21 protein-coding genes are annotated in these 26238 nt (G+C 70.3%); 10 read left to right on the top strand and 11 right to left on the bottom strand.

The annotated features are described in order from the left end of the window. The first annotated feature begins 70 nt into the window (after nucleotides 1–70). From IAI59_RS02300 to hydA, 4 genes are read left to right on the top strand one after another with little or no spacing between them, the layout of a single operon-like run. Nucleotides 71–928: an ABC transporter substrate-binding protein gene (locus IAI59_RS02300; RefSeq protein WP_207417906.1), complete on the top strand. Its 858-nt coding sequence runs from the start codon at nucleotides 71–73 to the stop codon at nucleotides 926–928. Between the two features lie 41 nt (nucleotides 929–969). Then, nucleotides 970–1677, top strand: a complete 708-nt coding sequence (locus IAI59_RS02295; protein ID WP_207417905.1) for an amino acid ABC transporter permease — start codon at nucleotides 970–972, stop codon at nucleotides 1675–1677. Then, nucleotides 1667–2458 (top strand): aspartate dehydrogenase domain-containing protein, encoded by a 792-nt coding sequence (locus IAI59_RS02290; RefSeq protein ID WP_207417904.1) that lies wholly within the window; start codon nucleotides 1667–1669, stop codon nucleotides 2456–2458. Before IAI59_RS02295 ends, IAI59_RS02290 begins: the two co-directional genes overlap by 11 nt. 22 nt (nucleotides 2459–2480) lie before the next feature. Beyond that, nucleotides 2481–3968 carry a dihydropyrimidinase gene (hydA, locus tag IAI59_RS02285; protein ID WP_207417903.1) on the top strand — a complete coding sequence of 496 codons (1488 nt, stop codon included), beginning with the start codon at nucleotides 2481–2483 and terminating at the stop codon, nucleotides 3966–3968. 156 nt (nucleotides 3969–4124) lie between these two features. Here the strand turns inward: hydA and bdcA are convergent, their stop codons facing one another. Beyond that, nucleotides 4125–4838, bottom strand: coding sequence for an SDR family oxidoreductase (bdcA, locus tag IAI59_RS02280; protein ID WP_207417902.1), 714 nt, complete (start codon nucleotides 4836–4838; stop codon nucleotides 4125–4127). Between the two features lie 75 nt (nucleotides 4839–4913). Here bdcA and IAI59_RS02275 point away from each other — a divergent pair, with 75 nt between their 5' ends. Beyond that, nucleotides 4914–5513 (top strand): TetR/AcrR family transcriptional regulator, encoded by a 600-nt coding sequence (locus IAI59_RS02275; protein ID WP_207417901.1) that lies wholly within the window; start codon nucleotides 4914–4916, stop codon nucleotides 5511–5513. A gap of 157 nt (nucleotides 5514–5670) precedes the next feature. Here IAI59_RS02275 and IAI59_RS02270 read toward each other — a convergent pair whose 3' ends face one another. Then, entirely contained in the window at nucleotides 5671–7029 is a 1359-nt protein-coding gene (locus IAI59_RS02270) for an LLM class flavin-dependent oxidoreductase (protein ID WP_207417900.1), read from the bottom strand. A 327-nt stretch (nucleotides 7030–7356) separates the two neighbouring features. Between IAI59_RS02270 and IAI59_RS02265 the strand changes: the two genes are divergently transcribed. Together IAI59_RS02265 and hpxZ are read left to right on the top strand one after the other, a co-directional pair. After that, nucleotides 7357–8544, top strand: coding sequence for an amidase (locus tag IAI59_RS02265; RefSeq protein WP_207417899.1), 1188 nt, complete (start codon nucleotides 7357–7359; stop codon nucleotides 8542–8544). Between the two features lie 16 nt (nucleotides 8545–8560). Further along, entirely contained in the window at nucleotides 8561–8962 is a 402-nt protein-coding gene (gene hpxZ / locus IAI59_RS02260; protein WP_207417898.1) for an oxalurate catabolism protein HpxZ, read from the top strand. Here hpxZ and uraD read toward each other — a convergent pair. From uraD to IAI59_RS02230, 6 genes are all read right to left on the bottom strand, one after another. Continuing rightward, nucleotides 8940–9683, bottom strand: a complete 744-nt coding sequence (gene uraD, locus IAI59_RS02255; protein WP_207417896.1) for a 2-oxo-4-hydroxy-4-carboxy-5-ureidoimidazoline decarboxylase — start codon at nucleotides 9681–9683, stop codon at nucleotides 8940–8942. The genes hpxZ and uraD overlap by 23 nt on opposite strands. Then, a complete protein-coding gene (locus IAI59_RS02250; RefSeq protein ID WP_237180782.1) occupies nucleotides 9680–11368 on the bottom strand; it encodes a dipeptide ABC transporter ATP-binding protein in 1689 nt (562 codons plus the stop codon). Before IAI59_RS02250 ends, uraD begins: the two co-directional genes overlap by 4 nt. A gap of 7 nt (nucleotides 11369–11375) precedes the next feature. Further along, nucleotides 11376–12260: an ABC transporter permease gene (locus IAI59_RS02245; protein WP_207417895.1), complete on the bottom strand. Its 885-nt coding sequence runs from the start codon at nucleotides 12258–12260 to the stop codon at nucleotides 11376–11378. Then, a complete protein-coding gene (locus IAI59_RS02240) occupies nucleotides 12257–13267 on the bottom strand; it encodes an ABC transporter permease (RefSeq protein WP_207417894.1) in 1011 nt (336 codons plus the stop codon). Before IAI59_RS02240 ends, IAI59_RS02245 begins: the two co-directional genes overlap by 4 nt. 63 nt (nucleotides 13268–13330) lie before the next feature. Next, nucleotides 13331–14923 (bottom strand): ABC transporter substrate-binding protein, encoded by a 1593-nt coding sequence (locus IAI59_RS02235; protein WP_207417893.1) that lies wholly within the window; start codon nucleotides 14921–14923, stop codon nucleotides 13331–13333. 6 nt (nucleotides 14924–14929) lie between these two features. Further along, nucleotides 14930–15637 (bottom strand): hypothetical protein, encoded by a 708-nt coding sequence (locus tag IAI59_RS02230; RefSeq protein ID WP_207417892.1) that lies wholly within the window; start codon nucleotides 15635–15637, stop codon nucleotides 14930–14932. 164 nt (nucleotides 15638–15801) lie between these two features. Here IAI59_RS02230 and IAI59_RS02225 point away from each other — a divergent pair, with 164 nt between their 5' ends. Beyond that, entirely contained in the window at nucleotides 15802–17397 is a 1596-nt protein-coding gene (locus IAI59_RS02225) for an ABC transporter substrate-binding protein (RefSeq protein WP_207417891.1), read from the top strand. A gap of 244 nt (nucleotides 17398–17641) precedes the next feature. On the opposite strand, the gene IAI59_RS02220 is transcribed toward IAI59_RS02225, so the two are convergent. Next, nucleotides 17642–18049, bottom strand: coding sequence for a winged helix-turn-helix transcriptional regulator (locus IAI59_RS02220; protein WP_272877394.1), 408 nt, complete (start codon nucleotides 18047–18049; stop codon nucleotides 17642–17644). A 71-nt stretch (nucleotides 18050–18120) separates the two neighbouring features. Between IAI59_RS02220 and IAI59_RS02215 the strand changes: the two genes are divergently transcribed. After that, nucleotides 18121–18918, top strand: coding sequence for an NAD(P)H-binding protein (locus IAI59_RS02215; protein ID WP_207417890.1), 798 nt, complete (start codon nucleotides 18121–18123; stop codon nucleotides 18916–18918). Between the two features lie 439 nt (nucleotides 18919–19357). Continuing rightward, on the top strand, nucleotides 19358–21787 hold the full coding sequence (locus IAI59_RS02210; RefSeq protein WP_207417889.1) for a bifunctional diguanylate cyclase/phosphodiesterase: 2430 nt from the start codon (nucleotides 19358–19360) through the stop codon (nucleotides 21785–21787). A gap of 44 nt (nucleotides 21788–21831) precedes the next feature. Here the strand turns inward: IAI59_RS02210 and IAI59_RS02205 are convergent, their stop codons facing one another. Both IAI59_RS02205 and IAI59_RS02200 read right to left on the bottom strand, forming a co-directional pair. Then, nucleotides 21832–22689: an SDR family NAD(P)-dependent oxidoreductase gene (locus IAI59_RS02205; RefSeq protein WP_207417887.1), complete on the bottom strand. Its 858-nt coding sequence runs from the start codon at nucleotides 22687–22689 to the stop codon at nucleotides 21832–21834. 62 nt (nucleotides 22690–22751) lie between these two features. After that, a complete protein-coding gene (locus tag IAI59_RS02200; RefSeq protein ID WP_207417885.1) occupies nucleotides 22752–26234 on the bottom strand; it encodes an AAA family ATPase in 3483 nt (1160 codons plus the stop codon). Between the last annotated feature and the right edge of the window lie 4 nt (nucleotides 26235–26238).

The following is a 26238-nucleotide window of genomic DNA, read 5'->3' as shown; positions in this document are numbered from 1 at the left end:
TCTTGTATACGTTGTGTATGCGTTCAGCCCAAGCCTTCCGGTGGGCGGTGCCGACGAGAGGAATGCCGCGATGACCGCCTTTGATCCGCTGGTTCCCAACCTCCGCCGCCGCGGCGTGCTGCTCGGCGCCGCAGCCCTCGCCGCGGCGCTGCCGGCGGTCGCGAAGGCTCAAGCAAGGATCGCGCCACCCAACATCGTCAAGCAGGGCACGCTGGTGATGTCGATCAACCCCACGCTGCCGCCGCTGCAGTTCGTCAATGACCGCGGCGAGTTGCAAGGCATGCGCGTGGAACTCGGCAACATGCTGGCCAAGGAACTCGGGCTGATGCCCGAATATGTGCGCATCGAGTTCGCCGCCATGGTGCCGGGCCTCAACGCCAAGCGCTGGGACATGATCAACACCGGCATCTTCTTCACCGAGGAACGTGCCAAGCTGATGTACATGCTGCCTTACGAACAGGCGGCCATCAGCTTCCTGACCGCCAAGGGCAACCCGCTGAACATCGGCAAGTGGGAAGACCTCGCGGGCCGCGCCGTGGGCGTCGAGCTCGGCGGCATCGAGGAGCGGCGCACCCGCGAGGTGGACGAGATGCTGCGCAAGGCCGGCCTGCGCGGCATCGAGATCCGTACCTTCAACAACTTCGCCGAGGCCTTCCAGGCGCTGCGCGCGCGGCAGGTCGATGCCGCGACCTCGATCGACGCGACCGCCATGTACTGGCAGGGGCGTGGCGACTTCACCCGCGCCGTCGCCGGGCTGTTCCCGCAGACCGCCACCTTCGCCTTCGCCAACAAGGTGCTGGCGAACGAGGCGGTGGGTGCCATGAACCGCATCAAGCAGGCCGGCGCCTATGACGAGTTGTTCGACCGCTACGGCGTGCTGAAGATGCCCGAGCCGCAATTCGCGCTCAGCGGCCCCGGCCCGGGCTGATCCCCGGCCGCCCTGTTCCAGACTGAGAAAAGACGGATTGCATGGCCTGGAACTGGGACGGTTTCTTCGGCTACTTCGCCAACCCCTACCTGCTGGGCGGTGCGCTGGTCACGCTGGGGCTGACCGCCGCCACGCTGGTGCTGGGGTTGCTGCTCGGCCTGCTGCTGGTGCTGATGCGGTCGTCCAGGTTCCGCGTCTTGCGCTGGATCGCCGCGACGCATGTCTGGCTGTTCCGCGGCACGCCGCTGCTGGTGCAGCTCATCATCATCTACACGGGCCTGCCGCAACTTGGCCTGGTGCGCTTCACGGTGCTGCAGTCGGCGCTGCTGGGGCTGGTGCTGAACGAGGCCGCCTACCTGTCCGAGATCCTGCGCGCCGGCATCCAGTCGGTGCCGCGCACGCAGCTGGATGCGGCACATGCACTGGGGCTCAACCGCGTCCGCACCTTCGTCCTGATCATCGCGCCGCAGGCGCTGCGCGTCATCGTGCCGGCGCTCGGCAATTCGGTGAACGGCCTGCTCAAGACCACCTCCATCGTGTCCGTCATCTCGGTCGAGGAATTGCTGCGGCGCGGCCAGATCCTGATGCAGCAGCGCTTCGAGGTGCTGGAGGTCTTCATGGTGATCGCCATCATCTACCTGGTGATGACCACCGCCTGGGACTTCGTGCAGCGGCGCATCGAGCGCTACTACGGCAAGTCCGACCGCCCTGCCGTGCTGGCGGCCCAGGACCTGGCGGATGCGCGCTGAACCGCTGCGCGTCGGCATCCTCGGCGCCGGGCGGATCGGATGCCGCATCGCGGAACGGTTGGGGGAGGGGGCGCTGCTGGGGGCGCTGCTGTGCCGCCCGGCCCAGCAGGATGCGCTGGGCGCACGCTTTGGCGCCGGGATTGTCTGCACCGACCTCGATGGCTTTCTTGCCCGTGCCCCGGGCGTCGTCGCCGAATGCGCATCGGCCGGGTTGCTGGCCACGGCGGCGCCACGCCTGCTGGCGGCCGGCATCGACATCATCCCGCTGTCGCTGGCCGCCTTCGCGGATCCGGCGACCGAAGCCGCGTTGCTTTCCGCCGCCGAGGCCGGGCCGGGCCGCATCGAGATCCCCGCCGGCGCCATGGCCTCGCTCGGCTTCCTGGCGGCGGCGCGGGAGGATGCGCTAGCCGATGTCCACCTGACGGTGCGCTACCCGCCCGCACGGCTGCGCGGTACGCCGGGCGAGGCGGGCGGGATCGCCGCGCCGCGCGTGGTCTTCTCCGGCACGGTGCGGCAGGCGGCGGCGCTGTTCCCGCGCCACCTCAACGTTTCGGTCGGCGTGGCGCTGGCGGGGCTGGGTCTGGACCGCACGCGCTTCACGCTGGTCGCCGACCCCGGCATCACCCAGGCCGCGTTCCTGGTCGAGGCGCAGGCCGGCCCCGGCGCGGTGCGGCTGGCGGTGGAGGGACGCGGCAACCCGGTGGAAGACGACCCGGTGGACTACACGACCTTTTCCGTCCTGCGACTGCTGCGGCGGCGCACGGCCGCGGTCATGATCTGAACCACAGAAAGGGGAGCGTGCGATGAGCGGGCATGAGTTCGACATGGTGGTGCGTGGTGGCACCCTGGCCAGCGCCGCCGAGGTCTTCGAGGCGGATATCGGCATCCGCGGCGGCACCATCGCCGCCATCGGCCGCGACCTGCCGCGCGGTGCGGAGGAGGTTTCCGCCAAGGGCATGATCGTCACGCCGGGCGGGCTCGACCCGCATTGCCATCTGGAGGAGCTGGGCCAGGACGGCTCGGTGCACGAGGAAAGCTTTTCCAGCGGCTCGGCGGCGGCGCTGGCGGGCGGCACCACCTCCTTCATCTGCTTTCTGCCGCAGTGGAAGGGCCACACGCTGGCCGCCAGTGCCCCGGGCTACGAAACGCGCGCCGCGCAGTCGCGCGCCGACTATTCCTTCCACCAGATCATCACGGACCCGACGCCCGAGGTGATGCAGCGCGAAGTGCCGGCGCTGGTGGCCCGCGGCATCCGCAGCCTGAAGGTGTTTCTCACCTACGACCCGCTGCGGCTGACGGATGCCGAGTTCATCGAGGTGCTGGCCACCGCGCGCCGCCTGGGCGCCTTTGTCACCGTGCATTGCGAGAACTACGACGCCATCGGCTGGCGCATCGCGGCGCTGCTCAAGGCCGGCCTGACCGACCCGATCAGCCATGCCTGGGCCCGCCCGCCGGTGGTGGAGCGCGAGGCGACGCACCGCGCCGTCGCGCTGGCCGAGCTGGTGGACCAGCCGATCCAGGTGTTCCATGTCAGCTGCGAGGAGGCCGCCGCCGAGATCGCCCGGGGCCGCGCACGCGGGCTGAAGGTCTGGGGCGAGACCTGCCCGCAATACCTGACCCTGTCGCATGACGACCTGGCCCGCCCGGGCTTCGAAGGCGCCAAGGCCGTCTGCTCTCCCGCGCTGCGCGAAAAGGCGGAAAACGAGCGGGTTTGGCGTCGCGTCCAGGACGGCACGCTGGACGTGGTATCCTCGGACCATTGCGGCTTTTCCTTTGCGACGGCCAAGCGGGCGCCGGGCGGCGGCTACGGCCAGGGCGGCGCCAGCGCACGGCCGGACGGCACGCCCGCCTTCAACGCCATTCCCAATGGTGCGCCGGGCATCGAGACGCGTTTGCCGGTGCTGTTCTCGGAAGGCGTGTCCAAGGGCCGCATCGACCTGCCCACCTTTGTGCGCCTGAGCTCCGCCAACGCGGCGAAGCTGTTCGGCCTGGCCGGTCGCAAGGGCAGCCTGATGCCCGGTGCCGACGCCGACCTGGTGCTGTGGGACCCGGACGCCGAGCGCACCATCCGCAACGCCGACCTGCACCACGCGATCGACTACACGCCCTGGGAAGGCTTGGCCGTGAAAGGCTGGCCGATGGTCACGATCCGCCGTGGCGAGATCGCCGTGCGCGACGGCCAGGTGCTGGCGCAGCCCGGCTCCGGCCGTTTCCTGGCGCGCGGACCCTATGCGCTGGCCACGCCCACCGGGCGGGTGCCGGATGGGTTCGATGCCGCGGGTGTCCTTTGAGCCCTCTGGCTGCGACTGTGCCGACCGAGGCCGGATCTGTGAGCTGGCCCGCCGCAGCCCCAGCCTGCCAGAATCGGGGCGTGGATGGCTGGCGCGGGCCGAGGCTCTTCGCTTCAGCCCACGCCCCGTCAACGCGGCGTGCCGGCGCGCCTGGGGTCAGGCGTTGAAGCCGCCATCGATCGTATGCATCGAGCCTGTCGCGAAGCCCGCCTCCGGCCCTGCCAGCCAGGCCACCAGCCCCGCGATCTCCTCCGGCCGCCCGTGCCGGCGAAGCGCCATCAGCCCGTGCAGCGTGTCCTTCAACGGCCCGTCGGCGGGGTTCATGTCGGTATCCACCGGCCCCGGCTGCACGGCGTTCACCGTGATCCCGCGCGGCCCGAAGTCCCGCGCCAAGCCGCGCACCAGCCCCTGCACCGCCGCCTTGGTCAGCGTATAGGCCGCGATGCCCGGAAACCCCGTATGGTCGCCGACATTGGAGCCGATCACGATGATCCGCCCGCCCTGCGGCATCTGCCGCGCCGCCTCCACGGCCGCGTGATACGGCGCGTGGACGTTGATGCGGATCATCCGGTCCACCTCGTCCGCGTCGAGTTCCAGGGCATCGCCCACGATGGCCACCCCCGCATTCACCACCAGCACATCCAGCGGGCCGCTGTCGCGCACCCGGGCGATCACAGCGTCCCGGTCGGCGCTATCCGTCGCCGCCGCCGTGGTGCCCGTTTCGGCCGCGAGCCGCTCCGCTGCCTCGCGCGATCCGGAATAGGTGAAGGCCACTGTCGCGCCGTCCGCGGCGAAACGCCGCACGATCGCCGCCCCGATGCCCCGGCTGCCACCGAGCACCAGAACGGACTTGCCTTTGAGACCGGCCATGCGGCCCTCCTTGCGATGAAATGTATTACTCCCTACATAAATCGCGTGAAGGCTCCGTCAAGAGATATTGTAGGGATGACTACAGATAAGGCGCGGCCGCGTGGCCGCCCCCGCCGCTTCGACCCGGACGAGGCCGTCGCGACCGCGCAGCGCCTGTTCCACGCCCGTGGCTTTGATGCGGTGAGCGTCGCCGACATCACCGCGGCCCTCGGCATCAACCCGCCGAGCTTTTATGCGGCCTTCGGCAGCAAGGCCGGGCTCTACGCGCGCGTCGTCGGCCGCTACGACGCCGCCGGGGCCATCATGCTGGACGATGTGCTACGGCCCGGCCGCCCCGTGGCCGAGGCCCTTGCCGCCCTGCTGGAAGTCGCCGCCCGCAACTACGCCGCCGATCCCGCCGCGGCCGGCTGCCTGATCCTGGAAGGCACGCGCTGCGACGACTCTGGCGCGCGGGAATGCGCCGCCGCCGCCGTGGCCGCAGGCGAGGAAACCATCCGGCGCTTTGTTGCGGCAGAATATCCGGAACAGGCGCCGCAGATCACGGACTATGTGACGACCACCATGGCCGGCCTTTCCGCCAAGGCCCGGGAAGGGCAGCACCTTGACCGGCTGCTCAACACGGCCCGCCTCGCCGGGATTGTCCTGACCCAGGCACTGCGCGAAGCCAGCGTCTGAAACCTGGCTGACGCGGCCAGGTCCGCTCCAGGCAGGCGGTTGCCACAGGCGCCATGGTGGAAAGGGGCATCCGGGAATGATGCGGGGTCCGGCGCTGGTGCCGCGTGGCAACCCCCCCATGCGAGGCGACCGGCATCCGCCGCCGGAGGCGGGCGGGCTATTCCGCCGCGCGGCGCAGGGCAAAGGCGTTGGCCGGCCGCGCCAGCCCCAGGTTCTCGCGCAGCGTGGTGCCTTCGTATTCGGTGCGGAACAATCCACGGCGCTGCAGTTCGGGAATCACCTGATCGACGAATTCCGCCAATGGCGCCGGGTAGTAGTTGCAGATGACGTTGAAGCCGTCGGCGGCGTCCGCCTCGAGCCATTCCTGCATCTGGTCCGCCATGTAGGCGGGCGTGCCGACCAGCATCCGGTGGCCCTGGGCGGCCGAAACGCTGCGCGCCACCTGCCGCAGCGTCATGTTGTCCCGCCGCGCCATGGTCATGATCAGGTCGCGCTGCGCCTTGGCAGCATTGGTGTCCGGCAGCTCGGGCATGGGGCCGTCCAGCGGGTATTGCTCGATGTTCATGCCCCTGGTGAAGCGGTCCAGCGCGGACAGCGCGACATCGTCGGGCAGCAGGTCCTGCAGGCGTTGGAATTTCTCCTGCGCCTCCTCCATCGTGCGGCCGATGATGGGGGAAAAGCCGGGCATGATCTTCATCTCGTCCGGGTGGCGGCCGTACTTCGCCATGCGGCCCTTGACGTCCGCATAGAAGGCGCGGGCGTCATCCAGCTCGGTTTGTGCCGTGAACACGATGTCGGCCGTGCGCGCCGCCAGCTCCCGCCCCGGTTCCGACGACCCCGCCTGCGCCACCACCGGCCGCCCCTGCGGGGAGCGTGACACGTTGAGGGGGCCGCGCACCGAGAAATGCTCGCCGCTGTGGTGCAGGAAATGCACCTTGTCGGGATCGAAGTAGCGGCCGCTGTCCTTGTCGCGCAGGAAGGCGTCGTCCTCCCAACTGTCCCAAAGGCCGGCCACGACGTCATAGAACTCGGCGGCGCGCTCGTAGCGCAGCGCATGGGCCATGTGCGGGTTGGCCGTGAAGTTGCCGGCCTCGTCCTCGATCTGCGAGGTCACCAGGTTCCAGCCGGCGCGGCCCTTGCTGATATGATCGATGCTCGCGAAGCGCCGGGCGATGTTGTAGGGCTCGTTGTAGGTGGTCGTCGCCGTGGCGATCAGCCCGATATGCTTGGTGCCGACAGCCAGCCCCGCCAGCGCCGTGGTCGGCTCCAGCTTGACGATGCGGCACAGCTTGCTGCGCGTCAGGTCGCCCCGCGCCAGCTTGTCGCTGCCGCCCACCGCCGCGGTATCCTGAAAGAAGATGGTGTCGAACCGGCCACGCTCGGCCAGTTGCGCCAGCCGCATGTACCAGTCGAAGTCCATGTCCGTTTCCGTCACGGCATCCGGGTGCCGCCAGGCCGCGAGATGGTTTCCCGGCACGCTGAGGAAGGCGCCCAGCTTCAACTGCTTCTGCGTCATGGTGCGCGGTTCCATCCTGCTGGTGCGGCGGCTGGTCGGGCCGTCCGTGAAGGCGTTTCAACGACCGTCGTGGTCGCGATACGGAGTTTATCGCCGGATCGGAGCGAGGATCATGCCAAATCGGGCATGCCGCCCGCGGTGTGGTGGTTCTGGCTTTCCACCGCCGGCGACATCCTGGATCGGGAGCGTCGGTCGACCCTGTCCCCGGACCCGCGATCCGGCAGGCCGGGACCCGGCATCCGCGAGGGTCGGACAGCCGGCCCCCGCACGACCTGGAGCCGGCCATGCCACGCTGGCGACCGGCCCGGGTCTTGCTAGGTCTTCCGCATGACGAACAGCACGACCGACGCTTTTCTTCCCGGCCCCCGCTATCGCCTGTCACCCGCCGCATCGGGCCCGCTGACCGGACTCAGCTTCGCCGCCAAGGATCTGTTCGATGTCGCCGGCACGCCGACCGGCGCCGGCAATCCGGATTGGGCGCGGACGCACCCCGTGCCGCAGGCGCATGCCTGGGCCGTTGGCAAGCTGCTCGATGCCGGGGCAGACCTGGTCGGCAAGACCGTGACCTGCGAGATCTCGCTGGGCATTCTGGGCTTCAACCAGTTCTTCGGCACGCCCGCCAACCCGGCGGCGCCGGGCTGCCTGCCGGGCGGGTCGTCCAGCGGCTCGGCATCAGCCGTCGCGGCGGGGGAATGCGACATCGCGCTGGGCACCGATACGGGCGGCTCCGTGCGGGTGCCGGCCAGCCTGTGCGGGCTGCACGGGCTGCGCACCACGCACGGGCGCATTTCCTTCGCGGGCGTTTGCGCCCAGGCGCCCAGCTTCGACACCGTCGGCTGGTTCACCCGCGATGCGGCCACCTTCGCCAAAGCCTCCGCCGTGCTGCTGCAAGAGCCGATCCCCGCCCCGATGGCGGCGCCGCTGCTGGTCGCGGAGGACGCCTTCGCGCTGGCCGATGCCGAGGTGCGGGAGGCTCTGGCCGGCGCCGTCGCCTTGCTGGGACGCGTGCTGGGCCATGCGCCGCAGGGCGTGAACCTGGGACCGGCGGGTGCCTTGGTGGCCTGGAGCGCGCAACGCAACATCCTGCAGCGGCATGAGGGATGGCGCACCTTCCGCGACTGGATCGATGCGGCAAACCCCCGCTTCGCCTTCAACGTGGCGCGCAACCTGACCCTGGCCGCCGGCTTCACCGACGCGCAGGCGGCGGAGGCGGCCAGCGTGCGGCAGCAGGTGCTGGCCCGGGCGCGCGGGCTGCTGGAAGGGGGCGCCATCCTGTGCCTGCCAACCACGCCCTTCACCGCACCCCCGCTCGGCCTGCCGCTGGCGGCGCTGGACGCGCTGTCGGAGCGGATCAGCCAGCTCACCTCCTTCGCGGGCTTCGCCGGGCTGCCGCAGCTGAGCCTGCCGCTGGGCCACGCGGGCGGCAAGCCCTGCGGGCTGTCCATCCTCGCCTGGCACGGCCAGGATACGAAGCTGGTGGCCATCGCCGAGGCCGTCGAACGCGCCCGCCACTGAACGGAAAGCCAAGCCGATGACCGACGTGACCGAGATCGACAACCCCGAGGCGCTGGCCGGGCTGCGCGCCGCCTTTGAGCGCTACGACCGTGGGCTGGACGAGAACAACGTGGCCGTGCTGGACGGCAGCTTCTGGGAAAACGCCCTCACCCTGCGCTACGGCGTGGCCGAGAACCTTTACGGCCATGCCGAGATCGCCGCCTTTCGCGCCAACCGCACGCCAACGCAGCACCAAAGCCGCGCGCGGCGGCTGGAGCACACGGTGCTCACCACCTTTGGCCGCGACTTCGGCGTGGCGAACACCGAATACGTGCTGCTGGCCAGCGGTCGCCGCGGGCGGCAAAGCCAGAGCTGGGTGCGCTTCCCGGACGGCTGGAAGGTGGTGGCCGCCCATGTCAGCCTGATGCAGGACCCCTGAGGGGCAGGACGGTCTCGCCTTCCGCCTGCTCCGGTCGGAAGTCGTGCGGCCGGCCGTCCGCCAGCAGCCGGTAGGCGCCGAGCCGCAGCGGCGCTTCCCGCCACAGCGTCACCCCGCCGCCGGCCGGCGCCGCCATCCGGGCGATCACCTGGCCTTCCCGCTCCAGCACCAGCGCCCGCACCGGCCCGGCCAGCTCCACCCTGATGCTGCCGCCGGGGACCGGCTCCCCCAGCCGCGCCAGCAGGCGAAAGCGGGTGACGTGGCCGACTTCCGCCAGGGCCTGCGGCCATTCCGCCGCCGGTTCCGCCGCCAGCCGGCGGTGCAGTTCCCGCAGCACATCGGCCGCCGTGCGGCGGCGCAGCGCGACCACGAAGGGAAAGCCGAAGCGCTGGCGGTAGGCGGCGTTCAGCGCGGCCAGGGCATCGGCGCCGATCAGCGCGCCCAAGGGCAGGTCGCCTTGCTCCAGGCGGGAGGACGCGGTCAGGCTGTCCGGCAACGGCCCCGCCACCAGCGGCTCGTGGCCGTTCAGGAAGGCGCGAAAGGCGGCCTCCCCGGCGTTCTCCAGCGCCCGCATCAGCGCGGTGTGCAGCGCCGATGCGTCCGCGAAGGGCCGCGCCGCCGCGGCGTCCGCCGCCACCCAGGGGGCGCGCTCAAAGATGCCGTCCAGCGCCGACGCGAAGCCCCCGGCGCTGGCGGCGTTCAGCGCGGCCAGGGTGGTCACGGCGGTTCCGGCGCGGCGGCCAGCAGCTCGCGCGTGTAGTCGTGTTGCGGGCGCTGCATCACCTCGGCCGTCGGCCCCTGCTCCACGATGCGGCCGGCGCGCATGACGATCACGCGGTCGCACAGCAGCCGCACCACGTGCAGGTCGTGGCTGACAAACAGATAGCTCATCCCCAGCCGGGCCTTGAGGTCCTGCAACAGGTTCAGCACCACCGCCTGCACGGACACGTCCAGCGCCGCCGTCGGCTCATCCAGCACCACCAGGTCCGGGTTCAGCGCGATGGCGCGGGCGATGCCGACGCGCGCCTTCTGCCCGCCGGACAGCTGGTGCGGCAGCCGGCCGAGCAGTTCCACCGGCAGGCCGACCAGCCCCGCCAGTTCCTCGCAGCGCGCGCGCAGCCCGGCCCGCGCGGCGCGGCCGCCGAGCCGCAGGATCGGGTCGGCGATGGCGCGTTCGGCCGTGTAGCGCGGGTTCAGGCTGTCGGTGGGGTCCTGGAACACCATCTGGATGCGGGCACGCAGCGGCGAGCGGGTGAAGGCGCGCGGCGAAATGTCGCCGATCTCCTGCCCGTCGAAGCGGATGCTGCCTTCCGTCCTGTCGATCAGCCGCATCAGCATGGTGGAGGTGGTGGACTTGCCGCAGCCGGATTCCCCCACCAGCCCGACGCTTTCGCCGCGCCGGATGCTGAAGGAGATGCCATCCACCGCGCGCACCGGCGGCGCTGCCGCGCCACGCTTCCACCAGCCGGCCGCCAGCGGGCGTGGATAGGCCTTCACCAGCCGGGTCACTTCCAGCAGCGGTGGCGCATCGGGCGGCGGCGGGCGCACCGGCTCGCCGGCGGGGGCACCTTCCGGCAGCAGGTCGCGCAGCCCGGCGCCGGGGCGGGGCGTGGCACGCAGCAGGCGGCGGGTATAGGGGTGGGCGGGCGCGCGGAAGATGCTGGCGGAGGCCGCGTCCTCCACCACGCGCCCCTGCTGCATCACCACCACCCGGTCGCAATAGGCGGCGGCAAGGCCGAGGTCGTGGGTGATCAGCAGCGTCGACATGCCGCGCGCCCGCGTCAGCTCGGAAACCAGCTCCATCACCGTCTTCTGGGTGGTGACGTCGAGCCCGGTGGTCGGCTCGTCGGCGATCAATAGTTGCGGCCGGCAGGCGAGTGCCAGCGCGATGACGATGCGCTGGCACATGCCGCCCGACAGCTCGAAGGGATAGGCGTGGTAGCGCTCGGCGGCGCGGGAAATGCGCACCTGCTCCAGCATCTCGATGGCCCGCCCGCGCGCGGTCTGCCGCGTCGCCTGGCCGTGGCGCAGCATCACGTCCTCGATCTGCCGGCCCACCGGGCGGATCGGGTTCAGCGCCGCGCGGGGGTTCTGGAAGATCATCGAGATCTCCCGCCCGCGCAGGTCGCGCATCGCCCCTTCCGCCGCCGCCTGCAACGGCATGCCGGAAAAGACGATGCTGCCTTCCGCGATCCGTCCCGCGCGGTCGAGGATGCGCATGACGGCATAGGAGGTGACGGACTTGCCGGAGCCGGATTCACCGACGATGCCGACCGTCTCGCCCTTCATCAGGCGCAGCGAGACCTGGCGCACCGCCCGCACCGGGCCGGCGCGCGTCGCGAATTCCACCGTCAGGTCCCGCACGTCCAGCAAGGGCACGCGGGGAGCGTCCTGGGCCATGCTCATGAGGCCTTCAGCCACGCCGCTGCGGGTCGACGATGTCGCGCAGCCCGTCCCCCAGCAGGTTGAAGCAGAACACGGCCAGCATCAGCGCGAGGCCGGGAAACAGCGCGACCCACCATTCGCCGGACACGATGAAGCTGGCGCCCTCCGCGACCATGATGCCCCATTCCGGCATCGGTGGCCGCACGCCGAGGCCGATAAAGGACAGGCCCGCCGCGTTGAGGATGGCGTAGCCCATGGTGAGCGAGACCTGCACCGCCATGATCGGCAGGATGTTGGGCAGGATCTGCGTCAGCAGGATGCGCCACTCGCCGTTGCCGGTCAGCCGCGCCGCCTGCACGAAGCCGGCGTCCCGCCGCACCCGCGCTTCCGCCCGCGCCAGCCGGGCGTAGAGCGGGAAGTTCACGATGGCGGTCGCGATGACGATGTTGGTGACGGTGTTGCCCAGCGCGGCAACGATGCCCATGGCCAGCACGAACAGCGGAAAGGCCATGATGGTGTCGGCGATGCGGCCGACCACGCGGTCCGTCCAGCCGCCGAAATACCCGGCGGCGACGCCGGCCAGCCCGCCCAGCGCGAAGACCAGCACGACCGAGGCGATGGCCACCGTCATGTCCAGCCGCGTGGCGACGACGACGCGGCTCAGGATGTCCCGCCCCAGCTGGTCGGTGCCGAAGGGATGCGCCCAGGAGGGCGCCTGCAGCGCGTTGGCCGTGTCGCTGGCCAGTGGATCGTAAGGCACCAGGGCGGGCCCCAGCAGGGCGCAAAGCAGCAGCAGAAAGAACAGCGCGAAGGCCAGCGCCGTGACCGGGTTGCCGGTGACCACGTGGCGGGCGTGGCGCCACGCCGCCGCGCCTTCTCGCGGGCGGGGGGCGGCGGCCTGGGCGGCGCTCATGCGTCCATCCTCGCGCGCGGATCGATCAGGCCGTAGAGCAGGTCGATCATCAGGTTGAGCAGCACGTAGAGGATGGCCATCGTCAGCACGAAGCCCTGCACCGGCGCGAAGTCCGAGGCGATCAGCGCCTCCACCGCGTAGGAGCCGACGCCGGGCCAGGCGAAGACTTTTTCCACCAGCACGTTGGCGCCGAGCAGAAAGGAGAACACCATGCCAAGCGTGGTCAGCACCGGCAGCATGGCGTTGCGGAAGGCGTAGGTGAGGATGACGCGGCGCGGCGACAGGCCGCTGGCGCGTGCCGTGCGCACGAAGTCGGCCGACAGCACCGCCAGCATGCTGCCGCGGCTGATGCGGGCGATCGGCGCCAGGGCGAACAGTCCCAGCGTGGCCACCGGCAGCGCCATTTGCGCCAGCGAGGCGCGAAAGGTTTCCATATCCCCCGCCAGCAGGCTGTCGGCCAGATAGAGGCCGGTCACGGTGGGCGGGGCACTCGCAAAAGCGTCCAGCCGGCCCAGCGGTGCCGGGAACCAGCCGAGGATGAAGTAGAAGACGTAGACCAGCAGCAGCCCGGTGAAGAACACCGGCAGGCTGACGCCGGCGGTGACCACGATGCGGCACAGATGGTCCGCCCAACTGCCCTGCCGCACGGCGGCCAGGATGCCGAGCGGGATGGCGACGCCCATGGCCAGCAGCAGCGCCGCCAGGGTCAGCTCCACGCTGGCCGGCAGCCGCGCCGCGAGGTCCCGCAGCACCGGCTGGCCGGTGGTCAGGGACATGCCGAGGTCGCCCTGCACCAGCGCCGTGACGTAGCGGAAGAACTGCTCCGGCAGCGGCCGGTCCAGCCCCAGCTCGGCGCGGATCTGCGCGATGCTTTCGGCGCTGGCGGTGGGGCCGGCGAAGTAGCTGGCGGTATCCCCGGGCAGCACGCGGGTCAGCAGAAAGGTGACCAGGATCACCCCGGCCAGCGCCGGCAGGGCACCCAGCAGCCGCAGCAGAACGGTACGCATGGCCGTGGCCTCCCCCAGGACGGAACAGGACGGCGGCGCCCGGCCCGGGCGCCGCCGGGCGCGTCAGCCCTTGGTCAGGCTGCGGAAGTCGGGCTCGCGGCTCGGCAGGAACTGATAGCCACCGATGTTCTTCTGCATTGCCACGTCGTGCAGCGGCTGCGCCAGCGGAATGGCCGGCACCTCGCGCATGGCCATGCCGATGAAGGCCTCCACGTCCCGCTTGTAGGCCGCCGGGTCGGCGGTGAAGCGGGCGGCGTCGATCAGCTTGTCCATCTCCGGGTTCTGGTAGGAGGAGATGTTGAAGATCGAGTTGTTGCCGTGATAGTTCCAGAAGAAGTAGTAGTCCGGGTAGTCCAGCCAGCCACCGAAGCGGTTGATGGCCATGGGTGCGGTCTTCTTGTTCAGCTCGCCGCGGAAGTTGGCGCCCGGGATCTTCTGCAGCTCGACCGTGATGCCGATCGGCGCCAGCGCCTCCTTGATCAACACGGCCATCGGCTCCGCGATGGTGGCGGCGCCGGCGTCGAAAATCAGCGTGGTGGTCAAGCCGCCCGGGGCCGCCTGCTGCACCAGGGCGCGCGCGCGGGCGATGTCGGTATCATAGGGATAGGGCTGCGGCCAGGCGGTGGTGGCCTCCCCGGTCGCGCCCCACATCGGCACGCCGCGGCCGAACAGCGAGGCCTGCATGATTTTCTCGTACGGCATCGCCCAGGCCACCGCCTGACGCAACCGGACGTCCGTGAAGGGACCGGTCGCGGCGTTCAGCGCCACGGACCACAGCGCGTTCGGCACCGGCACGCCCACCACCTTGACCTTGCCGCCCTCGGCCAGGTCCTTGAAGTCCTTGGGCGGCAGGCCGTAGGAGATGTCGGCGTCCCCGCGCTCGATCAATGCGCGGCGCGTGCTGGGGGAGGGGATGTCGCGCGTGATGACCCGGCGCAGCGTCGGCAACGGGCCGGAGGTCCAGTCGTCGTTGCGGGTGTAGATGGTCTCGACGCCCGGCTTCCAGCTTTCCACGCGGAAGGCGCCGGAGCCGGCGACATTGTTCTTCAGCCATTCCTTGGCCCAGGGATCGCCGCCGCCGTTGCGCTGCGCCAGCTCGCTGTCGAACACGAAGGGGATGGTGACGGCCAGGTTCGGCATCGTCATCTTGTCCTTCCGCAGGAAGTCGATGCGGAAGGTGCGGTCGTCCACCACCACGAACTGCTCGGCCTTTTCCAGCGATCCGGCCGCCATCTGCGTTGTCGCGAAGCCGCCGATGCTGACGGCGCGGTCGAGCGACCACTTCACGTCCTTCGCGCCCACCGCGCGGCCGCTGTGGAACTTCGCATCCCGCAGGCGGAAGGTGGCGCTCATGCCGTCGCTGGCCACCTGCCAGCTTTCCGCCAGCTCGCCCTCCAGCTGGTCGATCCGGAAGGTGCTGCCGTCACCGCCCGGCAGCGGCACTGGCTTGAAGCGCAGCAGCCGGTCGTAGCAGTTGACCGAAACGCCGTTCACCGGCTGCGCCGAGCCGATGCCCTGCATGTCCAGGCTGTTGGGGCCGTATTCCTGCACCAGCAGCAGGGTCTCGCGGCGGCTCGGCGCCGCGGTCTGCGCGGCGGCTGGCTTGGGCACGAAGGGCGCGGCCAGGGCGCTGGCCAGGAGGCTGCGGCGATGCATGGCGGTCTATTCCTGCGGGGTGAGGGACATCGACGGCGCCGTCGCGCCGGGAGCATGCGGCATGACGGCGGCATGGCGCGGATGGTCGCGGCCGCCTTCCGCATCTCGCCGGCGGCCAGGGCCTCGACAACCAGTACATGTTCCTGAGCGGAAGCGGCAGCGTCGCGCGGGGGCTGGCCTCGGGCTGCGATGGAGCAGGGTGCGGGCGGCCGGATCGCGCAGCATTGCCGCCGTGGCCGGATTGCCCAAGATCTCGGCGGGATGCCCAGGGAAATTGCCAAGCCGGACGCCGCGCTCCGCGGCATTTGCCATGTCCAGAAGACGTTGCTCATGGCGCAGGTGGTCACGCAAACCGGCCATGCCTGCGGACCCCGCCGGCATGCCGCGTTCCGTCGCGCAGCGAACCTTCGGGCTTCCGCGCGCCTCCGCCGGCGACGCTTTCCAGACCAAGCTGCACGAAACAGCAAAGAGCGTCGCGGGGTGATGCTTGCCAAGCCCGCCGCCCGGCCGGAGCCACCCTGCCGGCACGGCATCCATGATCTTCCCGTCGATGCCCGAAGACACGGGAACCGCCATGCTGGACAAGAGGTCGAGAGCGTCATGCATACAAAAGGCGTATGCAAGCTGCATACCACCTGCATCGCGGGCACCGTCCGGAACGCCTGTCTGGCCACGGGTGCCACCGCAGGTGCTGCGCCAGCCCGGGATCAGCATGAGGCTTGGTCAGACAATATGTTCGCAGGCAGTGAGGAACGACAAGGTCGTGGAAATCTACGACGATCCCCTCGCCTTGCCATACGTCGATGGCTGGGGCGTTGAACCCGGATTGCTCGTTCGGCGGCTTGTGGAGCGGCGAGACGCGTGATTGGGTGTTCGTCATGAACCGCAGCACCCTTGGCCCGCTCGTCGGATTGTCCGCCATTCTGGCTGCCGGCACGGCGCCGGCGCCGCCTGCGAATGCTCAGGACCTGCGGATCGGGGTGCGCGCCGCCCTGGACGTGGCCGATCCCGCCAGCTCCTATTCTCCGAACCGAAACATCACGCTGCAGATCTACGAACCGCTGCTGCGGCAGGATGAGGCGCTGAAGCCGGTGGCGGGGCTGGCGACGGCCTGGCGGATGCGCGATGCCACCACCTGGGAATTCACCCTGCGCGAGGGGGTGACGTTCCATGACGGGTCGCCCCTGGGGGCGGAGGACATTGCCAGCACCATTGCCCGCAACATGGCGACCGAAACGCCGTTGACCTACAAGTCCGACCTGCGCGAGGTCACGTCGGTCGAGGCTGAGGGGTCGCGCACCGTCGTCATCCGCACGCGGGGCCCCTCGCCGCAACTCCCCTTCAGCCTGGCCACCTTCGGCATCGTCTCGGCACGCGCCACCCGGGGTGCGACGCCGGACGAGTTTCGTGGGGGCCGGGCGGCTATCGGCACCGGTCCCTATCGCTGGGGACAATGGACGCCGGGGCAAGGTGTGACATTGACGCGCAACCCGAATTACTGGGGCACCGCGCCGCATTGGCAGAACGTGGAATTCCGCTTCGTATCGAATGACAGCGCCCGGGTCGCATCCCTGCTGGCTGGCGACCTCGACGTGATCGACGCGGTGCCGCCGGGGCTCACGCAGCGCATCCAGGCCGCCCCCAACGCCCACCTGCTCTCGACCACCGCGATCATGATGCTCTACCTGCAGCTTGATACGGCGCGGGAGCAGTCCCCCTACGTCACCGGCCCGGAGGGGCAGCCCCTGCCGCGCAATCCGTTCCGCGACCTGCGCGTGCGGCAGGCGCTGAGCCATGCCATCAACCGGGCCGGCATCGCGGAGCGTGCGATGGAAGGCGCGGCCGAGCCCGCCGGGCAGTTCATGGCCCCGGGCCTCGACAATCACGACGCGACGCTGCAGCCGCTCGCCTATGACCCCGCGAAAGCCCGCGCTCTGCTCGCGGAGGCCGGCTATCCCCGCGGCTTCGGAATGACGCTGGCCTGCTCGAACGACCGTTATCCGGGCGATGCGCGGGTCTGCCAGGCGTTGGGGCAGATGCTGGGGGTGGTCGGCATCCAGACCAAGGTGGATACGGTGCCGATCTCGATCCTGTTCCGCCGGCGGAGTGCGGGCGCTGATGGCGGGCCGGACATGGCGGCCTTCATGCTGGGCTATGGCGCACCCAACGGGCTGGCGACCTCGGCGCTGTCCTCGCTGGTGCAGACCATGGACCGGGACCGGGGGCGCGGCGGCAACAACTTCACCGGCTATTCCAATGCAAAGCTGGATCTGCTGATCGACTCCGCGGAAACCGATTCGGATGCCGCGCGCCGCAGCGCGTTGGTGCGCGAGGCGACGCGAATGGCCATCGGGGATGCCCCCGTGGTCCCGGTGTACTTCACCAAGGCGATCTGGGGACTACGCCGCAATCTGACGCTGACCCCGCGCGCCGATTCCTTCACCTTCGCCGATACGATCCGGCCCACGCCCTGATGGAAGCATCGGGAAAAGCTGCTTTCAGCAATTCGTGGATTTGCGACTGTCCCCGCGGGGAACATCCCGGCGGTCCGGAGAAGATGGGGGCATCTGCCTGCCGGCTCCAGTAGGGGACATCTTCCTTGTCGCGGCCGGGGAGGGTGGCTTCAGGCGCTCCGCCGCCTGTCGAAAGATGGGCGCCTCAAGTGGAAAGCCGGCAGGTGGCGGCGGTCGATCGTGATAAGCGGCGAAGCTTTGCCGGTCAGCGTCGCGTTTCGGCGTCGAAGCGCGCCTGCGAGGCTTCGATCTCTTGCTTTCGAACGCGGGTCCAGGCGACCAGCGCCGCCACCTGGTCCGCGAAGGAGCGGCCCAGCTCGGTCAGTTCGTAGGTCACGCTCGGCGGCACCGTCGGCTCGACATGACGCCGAACGTGACCGTCGCGTTCCAGCCGGCGCAGCGTCAGCGTCATCATGCGCTGCGAGATGCCGGTGAGCGAGCGTTCCAGTTCCCGGTAGCGGCGTGGTCCGGGCACAAGTCCGGCGAGGGCCATGACGGTCCACTGCTCGCCCAGCCGGTCCAGTGCGAGACGCAGGCCGCAATCCTCATGATCCGGCATGCCGCAAGGCTCCAGTACCCCGGCGTCGCGAACATCGATGTGCGTTTCCGACACGGTTGTGCCTCCTTCCGCGGACCCGGCGATCCTTCTAGGCCGTGAGCGATCCTGACGAAAAGGGGCGTATCATGATCCTGATCACCGGTGCTTCGGGCCACCTGTCCTCGCTCGTGGCTGCCAGGGCGCGCGCTGCGGGACTCTCGTTCCTGACCGCCAGCCGCTCGGCCGCGGCGGACCGGCCGATGGACTTCGACCAGCCCGAGACGCTGAACTTCTCCGGTATCTCGACGCTGTTCCTCCTGTCGGCGGGCTATGCGGAAGACGATGTCGTGATACGGCGGCATGGCGCGGTGCTGGAAGCCGCCCGCCGGCAGGGGGTTGCCCATGTGATCTACACGAGCCTGTTGGCAGCCAGCGATCATCTGGGCTTCGCGCTGGCCCATCGCTGGACCGAGCGGGCCATTCGGGACACCGGCCTTGCCTGGACGATCTTGCGCAACGGTCTCTACGCCGAGCTGATTGGGGCGCTGGCCGCCCCGCGTGGCAAGCGCATCACAGCGCCATTCGGCACCCAGCCGATTTCGGCGGTGGCCCGGGCCGACCTGGCCGATGCCGCCATGGTGGTCCTCGGTGATCCGGCATCTCACCGCGGCTGCGTCTACGAACTGTCGGGCACGAGCTCCTTCTCGATCCCCGACCTCGCGGCGCGTCTGGGCGTCGCCTACGAGCCGGCCAGTCTGCGCGAGGAGCGCGAGCGACTGTCCGCGCTGTCTCTTCTGCCATTTCAACCGGCCATGCTCTTGTCGATCTCCTCGGCCACCATGGCCGGCTTTCTGAGCACGCGGGCCAGCGATCTTGCCCAGCTTGTGGCCAGACCACGCGATGCGCTTGAGGTCGCATGTGAGGCGGCCCGCCAAACGGGATGAAGCAAGCGCCGCCAAGCCAGCTGGTCGGCGCTGAGAGCGAGCCGACCGGCGCACAGCCAGGAACCGCCAATTACAACCGGGCTAAGCGCCACCATGGTTCAGGGACTTGGCCTATTCAGTCAGTGGGCCGCGTGTTCGCGAACGCCGGTGCAGCCAGCCGCTACCAGAAAGAGCGATACTCAAGCTGGCGCATATCAAAGACTGCCTGGGTTGTCGGACTTCAGGGGAGCGCCGGGGGTGCTCTTGCGACGGAGCCTGGGAGCCATATTGAGATCTGTATCGCCAGACCAATGCTTGCCTGTGGAAGCGACACCTGTCCTTGGCTCATAGATTAAATTGCCCAAGTTTAGTAATTTCTAAAACTATATTTATATAATATTATTACTTTCTGCTGTTTTATTGACTGATAGATTGATCTCTTTGCGGTCAGGCAGACGCCATGATGAATGTGCTGAGTTGTATCACGTACGACCACAATCTCTGGCTGGTCGCCGTCTCCGCGTTCATCTGTCTTTTGGGGTGCGTGACAAAAACCATGCTCCTGGCAAGGGTGCGGGATGTCGACACAACGCATCGGCGCCGCTGGATCGCTTTTGCGGCGGTCATCTTCGGCTGCAGCATCTGGTCGTTGCACTTCGTGGCCATGCTGGCCTTCGAGCCGGCTCAGGAGATGGCTTATGATCTCGGGCTGACGTCCATATCGATCGTTGTCGCCGCCGGCGGCACGATGCTCGCCCTGATGGCGTGGCACCTCCTGGCAGGTCCGAAGCGCATTGCCCTGGGCGGCCTGCTGATTGGCCTCGCCATCACGGGGATGCACTATATCGGCGTGGCAGCGATGAGCTTTGCCGGCTTTCTGCTCCTCGACTGGAACTACGTCGCGGCGTCCGTGGCTGTCAGCGTCGTCTTCGCGACCTTCGCCCTGGCCCGGGCCGACCGCCTGGACTCCCTGCCCCGCCGCCTCGAGGTTGCGGGCTGGCTGTCGCTGGCGATCTGCGGCCTGCATTTCACCGGCATGACGGCGATCACCGTGGTTCCCGGCTTCGCGAACACGCAGGCGAGTGCCGGAACGGTGCTCGGCACAACCACCCTGGCGATAGCGGTCGGCAGCGTCAGCGTCATCATCCTGCTCGCAAGCCTGGCGGCGATCATGGTGGAGCGGCGCTTGACGCAACAGGCGCTGCAGGATCTCGATCGCATGCGCCTGCTCAGCAACCTGGCCAAAGAGGTTCTGTTCATCCATCGCGATGGCATAGTGCTCGAGGTCAACCGTGCCGGCGAGCGCCTGTTCAAGGCTTCGGCAGGCGAATTGATCGGCCGCCCCGTACTGAGCCTCTTCACCGAGCAGACCACCCCACTCCTGGTCCGCCGCAGCCGCTGCCCGCTGCAGGAACGGGAGCCCGAGGAGGTGACGTTCCAGGCCGTCGACGGGACCCAGGGCCCCGCGGAGCTGTCGTGCCAGCCCATTCAGTATCTGGGCAGTGCCGCCATCGCGGTGGCCCTGCGCGATTTGAGCGAGGCCAAGCGTGACGAAGCGCGGATGCGTTACCTGGCGCGTGTCGACACGCTGACGGACCTGCCGAACCGCCACACCCTCCTGGAACGCCTCGACATCGCGCTCGATAGCGCGGCGCAGCACCGGGGGTCCGTCGCCATTGCCTATATCGACCTCGACCGGTTCAAGGTGGTCAACGACCTTTATGGGCATGCCGCCGGCGACGCCCTCCTGATACAGGCATCCAAGCGCGTGCTCGCCGAGATCGGGCCGTCCGACACCTTCGCACGCATCGGCGGGGATGAGTTCGCCCTTATCCTGACGGGCGACCCGCAGCCCGAAAGGGTGTCAGCCGTAGCCAATCGGATCGTTGAGGCGCTTGGCCGCGCGTTTCAGATCGAGGGGCACCGGATCGAGATCGGCGCATCGATCGGGATCGCCTTCTACCCTGACGACGGCGCCACCCGGGATACACTGCTGCGCGCTGCCGACGCGGCGATGTATCGGGTGAAGCAGGAGGGCCGCTGCGGGCTGCGCTTCTATGAGGCATCAATGAACGCCTCGTTGCAGCTCAGGCTCCAGCTCGAACAGGAACTCGCCGGTGCGATCGAGCGAGGCGAGCTCATCCTGCATTATCAGCCCCTGGTGAATGGCATCACTGGCGAAGTCGAGACCTTTGAGGCCTTGATCCGCTGGCAGCATCCCTCGCGCGGCATGATCCCACCCTCCGACTTTATTCCCTTGGCGGAAGGGACGGGGCTCATCGACGGCATCGGGCGCTGGGTTGTCGAGCAGGCCTGCCGGGACGCGGCTGCCTGGGAACAGCCGTGGCGGGTGTCCTTGAACGTTTCGCCCTCGCAGTTCCGCCGCTCGGATCTCACCGGCATCATCGCGAACGGCCTTCGCGTCAACGCGCTCAATCCGGAACGGATCGTCGTGGAGGTGACGGAGGGCGTGCTGATCGAAGACACGGCCAAGGCGGTGATGACATTGAACCGGCTGCGTGACCTTGGCGTTCGCATCGCGCTGGATGATTTCGGGACCGGATACTCGAGCCTAAGCTACCTGCAGCTTTTTCGCTTCGACAAGATCAAGATCGACAAATCCTTCATCAGGAAGCTGGGTCAGAACGAGGATGCGCTGACACTGACCAGAGCCATCGTCAATCTTGGACACAACCTGGGCCTGCACGTCACGGCGGAAGGCGTCGAAACACAGACGCAGCTCGATATGCTGCAAACGCTCGGGTGCGATCAGATCCAGGGCTTTCTTGTGGCCCGTCCCGCCCCGATGGGCGCCTTCACCGAGTTGAACCGCGCCAGGGTGTCCGCGCTGTTCGCCAAGGGGCGGCAGCGGCGTGCTGGCGAAATGTGAAACGTGGCGCGGCGGGATCGTCTCCCTATGCTACGGCGGCGGCCTTAATCCTTCGGCTGCGCCGCGAAGGCCGTGAAGGCCTCGGCATGGTCGGGGTGCCAGCGTGACAGGGCAGGGCGGTTCTCCACGATATCGCCCGCTGCCCACAGGATGCGCCGCTCGTCCAGCGCGCGCGGAACGTCGTTGTCCGGGCACAGGATATAGAAATCGCCGGCCGCCAAGCGTTGCAGCATGAAGTCCACGGTCTGCTCGGCCGTCCAGGCAGCATCCGGCTTGCTGGTGCGGCCGCCGGCGGCCAGCGGCGTGAACACGAAGCCCGGGATCAGCAGATGCGCCGTGACGCGGCACCCCGGCGTGTTGCGCAGCTCATGGGCCAGCGCTTCCGTGAAGGCCTTCAGCCCCGCCTTGGACATGTTGTAGGCCGGGTCGCCCGGCGGCGTGGTGATGCCCTGCTTGGAGCCGGTGTTGATGATCATGCCCGGCCGGCCGCGCGCCACCATGTTGGGTCCAAAGGCGCGGGTGCCGTTGATCGGGCCCCACAGGTTGACGCCCATCACCCGTTCCCAGTTCTCGCGCGGGCCGAAGATGGCGCTGCCGGGCTGGATGCCGGCATTGTTCATCAGGATGTCGGTGCCGCCGAAATGCGTGGTGACGGCGGCTTCCAGCCGTTCCATCTCTTCCGGCCGGCTGACGTTCACGGCGGCGGCCAGGATGTCCGCGGCGCCGCCCGGCGCCACGGCGGCCAGCGCCGTCCCGGCCTGTTCCAGCCCTTCCCCGGCCAAGTCGGCTATGCAGACCTTGAGGCCCATGGCGGCGAAGCGCGTGGCCGCCGCCAGGCCGATGCCGGAAGCACCGCCCGTCACCACGGCCACCGCGCCTGGCATGCTGTTGAGGTCGGCCATCGCGTGTCTCCCTGGGCTGGACAATGCTTCAACGCGCGTGGCGGCCGCTGGTTCGCCGTGCGTCAGCCGTCCAGCCGCTGCACATGCACGGCGGTGTCCGGCACCGCCGCCCGCAGCACCGGCAGCAGGTGCTCGTGGTGGCTCAGCAGGATCACCTGGGCGGTCTGGCTGAGCGCCAGCAGCGCCCGGAAGGCGGCGGCGGCGCGGTGGTCGTCGAAGCTTTGCAGGATGTCGTCGCCAAGAAACGGCAGCACGGTGCCAGAGGCGGCCTGGTCCTCGATCGCCACCAGCCGCAGCGCCAGGAACAGCGCGTCGCGCGTGCCTTCCGACAGCCCGTCCACGCCGCATTCCTCGTCCGGAAAGGCCCGTGAACGGAGCACCAGCCGCGCCGTGCCGCGTTCGTCCGGCTGCGAGGACACTCCGGTGTAGCCGCCGTCGGTCAGCATGGCGAAGGCGTCGCCGATGCGCCGCAGCAGGCGGTCATCCGCGCCGTCCTGCACCGTGGCCAGCGCCGCGTCCAGCAGGCCGGCCGCCACCTGCAGCAAGAGGGCGTCGTCGAGTGTCTGCCCCAGCATTCCTGCGGCGGCGGCTTCCTCGGCCGCGGCGCGCAGCGCCGCGTCGTCGCCGGCCAGCTGCTGCATTTCCAGTTCCAGCCGCGCCACCAGGGCGACGCCTCGCTCGGCGTCGGCGGCATGTCGGGCCCGGGTGGCTTCCGCCTCTGCCAGCGCCGGTTCCAGGTCGTCCGGTGCTTCCCCGGCCTCGGCGCGCAGCGCATCCAGGCCGAGGCCATCGCCGCCGGCGAGCAGCGCGTCCTCGGCCACCGCGCGGGAAGCCTCCTGCCGCGCCCGCTCGGTACCCAGGGCGATGCGCGCCTCGGCCTGCTCGGGCGTGTCGGCGCCGGCCTCGGCCAGCACGGTCTGCAACGCCGCCTCGGCTCCGGCCAGCGCCGTCTCGGCATCGCGCAGCGCGGTGGCGTCCCGCGCCCGGCCGTCGCGCAACGCGGCGCGGCGCTCGGCCAGCGCGGCCTCGCCTCGCTGGCGCCGGTCCAGCGCCCGCAGCCCGGCCAGCGGCACCGCATCCGGGGCCAGCCCCAGCGCCCGGCAAAGGTCGTCGTAGCCGGCGCGGAAGCGCGCGACCGCCGCCTGCCAGCCGGCCGCCTGGCTTTGCAGCGCCGCCACCTCGCGCAGCGCGTCGCCCAGGGCGTCGCACAGCCGCAGCCGTTCCTCCAGCGCGTCCGGCGGCAGGCCCGGTGCCAGGCCCAGCCGTGCCAGCGCGGCATCCCAGGCTCGTTGCCAGCGGGCGTGGCGGTCGGTTGCCTCGGCCTGTTCCCCGGTGGCTTCGCGCTGGGCATCGCGGGCGGCGGCAAGGGCTGCCTCGCAGCTTTGCCGCCGGTTGTCCGCCAAACGCAGGTCCCGCAGCCGCTCTTCTGCCCGGTCCAGCAGCAGCGGCAGCGCCGCGGTGGCCTCGCCCAGCGCCTGGGCCAGCCGTGCCGCCGCCGTCTCCTGCCGTGCTTGCAGTTCGTCCAACCCTGCCCGCAGCCGGGCCAGGGCCTCGGCCGCCGCCAGCGCGGCGTCGCGCGTGGCCAGCACGCGCTGCGCCTCGGCCAGCCCGCTGCCGGCCGCGAGCCCGAGCGGGCGCAGCGCCGCGTCCCAATGCTGCTGGGCGGCGTCCAGCGCCCGGGCGGCGGCGGCGTGCCCGTCCAGTGCGGCGGCATGGGCGGCTTCCTGGCTGGGCAGGTCGCGCGCCAGCCGCTCCGCAGTCGCGGCGCGCTCGGCCTCGCTCCAGCGGGCGTCCGCCAGCCGGTCGGCGGTGGCGACGGCCTCGGCATAAGCCAGCGGCAGCGGCTGGCCGCCGGCATGGGCGGCTTCCCCGGCGCCATCCGGCTCGCCGGTCAGCCGGCGGAACAACAGTGCCCAGCCGCTGTCTCGCCGGGCGCGGGCGGCGGCCAGGGCTTCCCGCGTCGGTGGCACGCCGGCGGCCAGCAGCGCCGATCGTTGTTGCCGCAGGCTTTGCAGCGCCTCGGCGGCGCGTGCCAGCATGTCCTCGGCCCGGGCCAGCGCGGCTCCGGCGGCATCGCGGGCATCGGCCAGTCGGTTTGGCGCCGGGTGCGGGTCCAGCGCCGCCAGCACGGCGGGGTCGCGCAGCGGGGCGGGCAGCGTCGCCACCAGACTGGCCAGGCGCGCCTCCGCTTCGGCCACGCCGCGCCGGGCGGCGGCCAGCGCGGCGGCGGGGTCGCCGTCCCGGCGGATGGCGGCCAGCAGCTCGTCCAGCCGCGGGGCATCGGCGGAAGGCGGCAGCGCGGCCAGCGCCGCCTCGGCGTGCCGCAGCCGCGCGGCGCCTTCCGCCAGGCGGCGGGGCAGGCGGGCGCGCGTGTCCTGCCCCGCCGTGTGCTCGGCCAGCAACCGGCGCAACTCGCCGCGCAAGGCGGCGGAAGGCAGCGGGGCATCCGGCTCGGCGGCCCCGGGCGGCTGGCCCAGCGCCGCCAGCGCGGCCGCGACGCGGGCTTGCGCCGCCGCCAGGGCCGCCTCCACCTCCGGCAGCGCCGCGTCCGCCTGTTCCACCAGCCCGGTTTCCCTGGTCAGCGCGGCGATCGCGCCGGCGTGGGCCAGCAGGGCGTCGTCCGTGCTGATGGCGGCGATGTCGGCGTCCAGGCGGTGCAGGGCGCCTTGCAGGGTGCCCACGCCATGCGCCGCCAGGGCAACGGCGCCGCGCGCGGCGGGCAGGCGCGCGGCCAGGCCGGGTGGCAGGTGTGGCGCCTGCGGATGCGCGGCCAGCCAGCCGGCGGCGGCGGCATGGCGCAGCAACTGCGGGCGGGTGCGGCGGATGCGTTCCAGCCGGCGTAGGGCCGTGGCCGCCTCGGCCGCCGCCTGGCCGCTGGCGTCTCGCGCCAGGGCGGCGTCGCGCAGCGCCTGCTCGCGCCCCGCCCATTCCTGCGGGCGCACCAGGCTTTGCCGCAGCGCGCGGCGGCTGTCGGTCCAGCGGTCCAGCGCCGCGTGAAACGGCCGGGCCGCCACGCGGCGGGGCGGTGCCAGCCGGTCGCGCTCCTCTTCCAGCTCCCGCCGCAGGGCCGAGGCCTCGCGCAGCCCGCCGGCCGCGGCCAACAGCGCGTCGGCCAGCGCGCCGCCGGAAGACAGCAGGTCGCGCCCGCCTTGCCGCAGCCGGTCCGTGTCCAGCGCGAAAAGCTGCTGCAACAGGCGTGCATCGGCGCGGCCCAGCAGGCGGTCCATCCAGGCGGCATCCAGTGCCACGTCGTCCGCGCCGGTCAGGGTGTTGCGCAGGCCCTTGCGGCGGGTGACGGCAAAGGCGGTGCCATCGGCCGCCAGCCCGGTGGCGGACAGCTGCATGCCGCTGTAGCCATGGCGGAACCCCATGGGCGTTTGCCCCGCGATGCCGAACAACAGCTCGCTGAAGGCATGGCGCAGCACTGACTTGCCGGCGCCGTTGGGCGCCAGCACCAGGTTGATCCGCCCCGGCGCCGGGTCGAAGCGCAAGGCGGCGTCCTGGAACGGGCCGTAGCGCCGCAGGGTCAGGCCGGTCAGCCGCATGGCG

The sequence above is a fragment of the Roseomonas haemaphysalidis genome, assembly GCF_017355405.1.
Taxonomy (GTDB): Bacteria; Pseudomonadota; Alphaproteobacteria; order Acetobacterales; family Acetobacteraceae; genus Pseudoroseomonas; species Pseudoroseomonas haemaphysalidis.
Note: the sequence above shows the minus strand (reverse complement) of the source record. Positions and strands in the feature narration are given on the sequence as shown.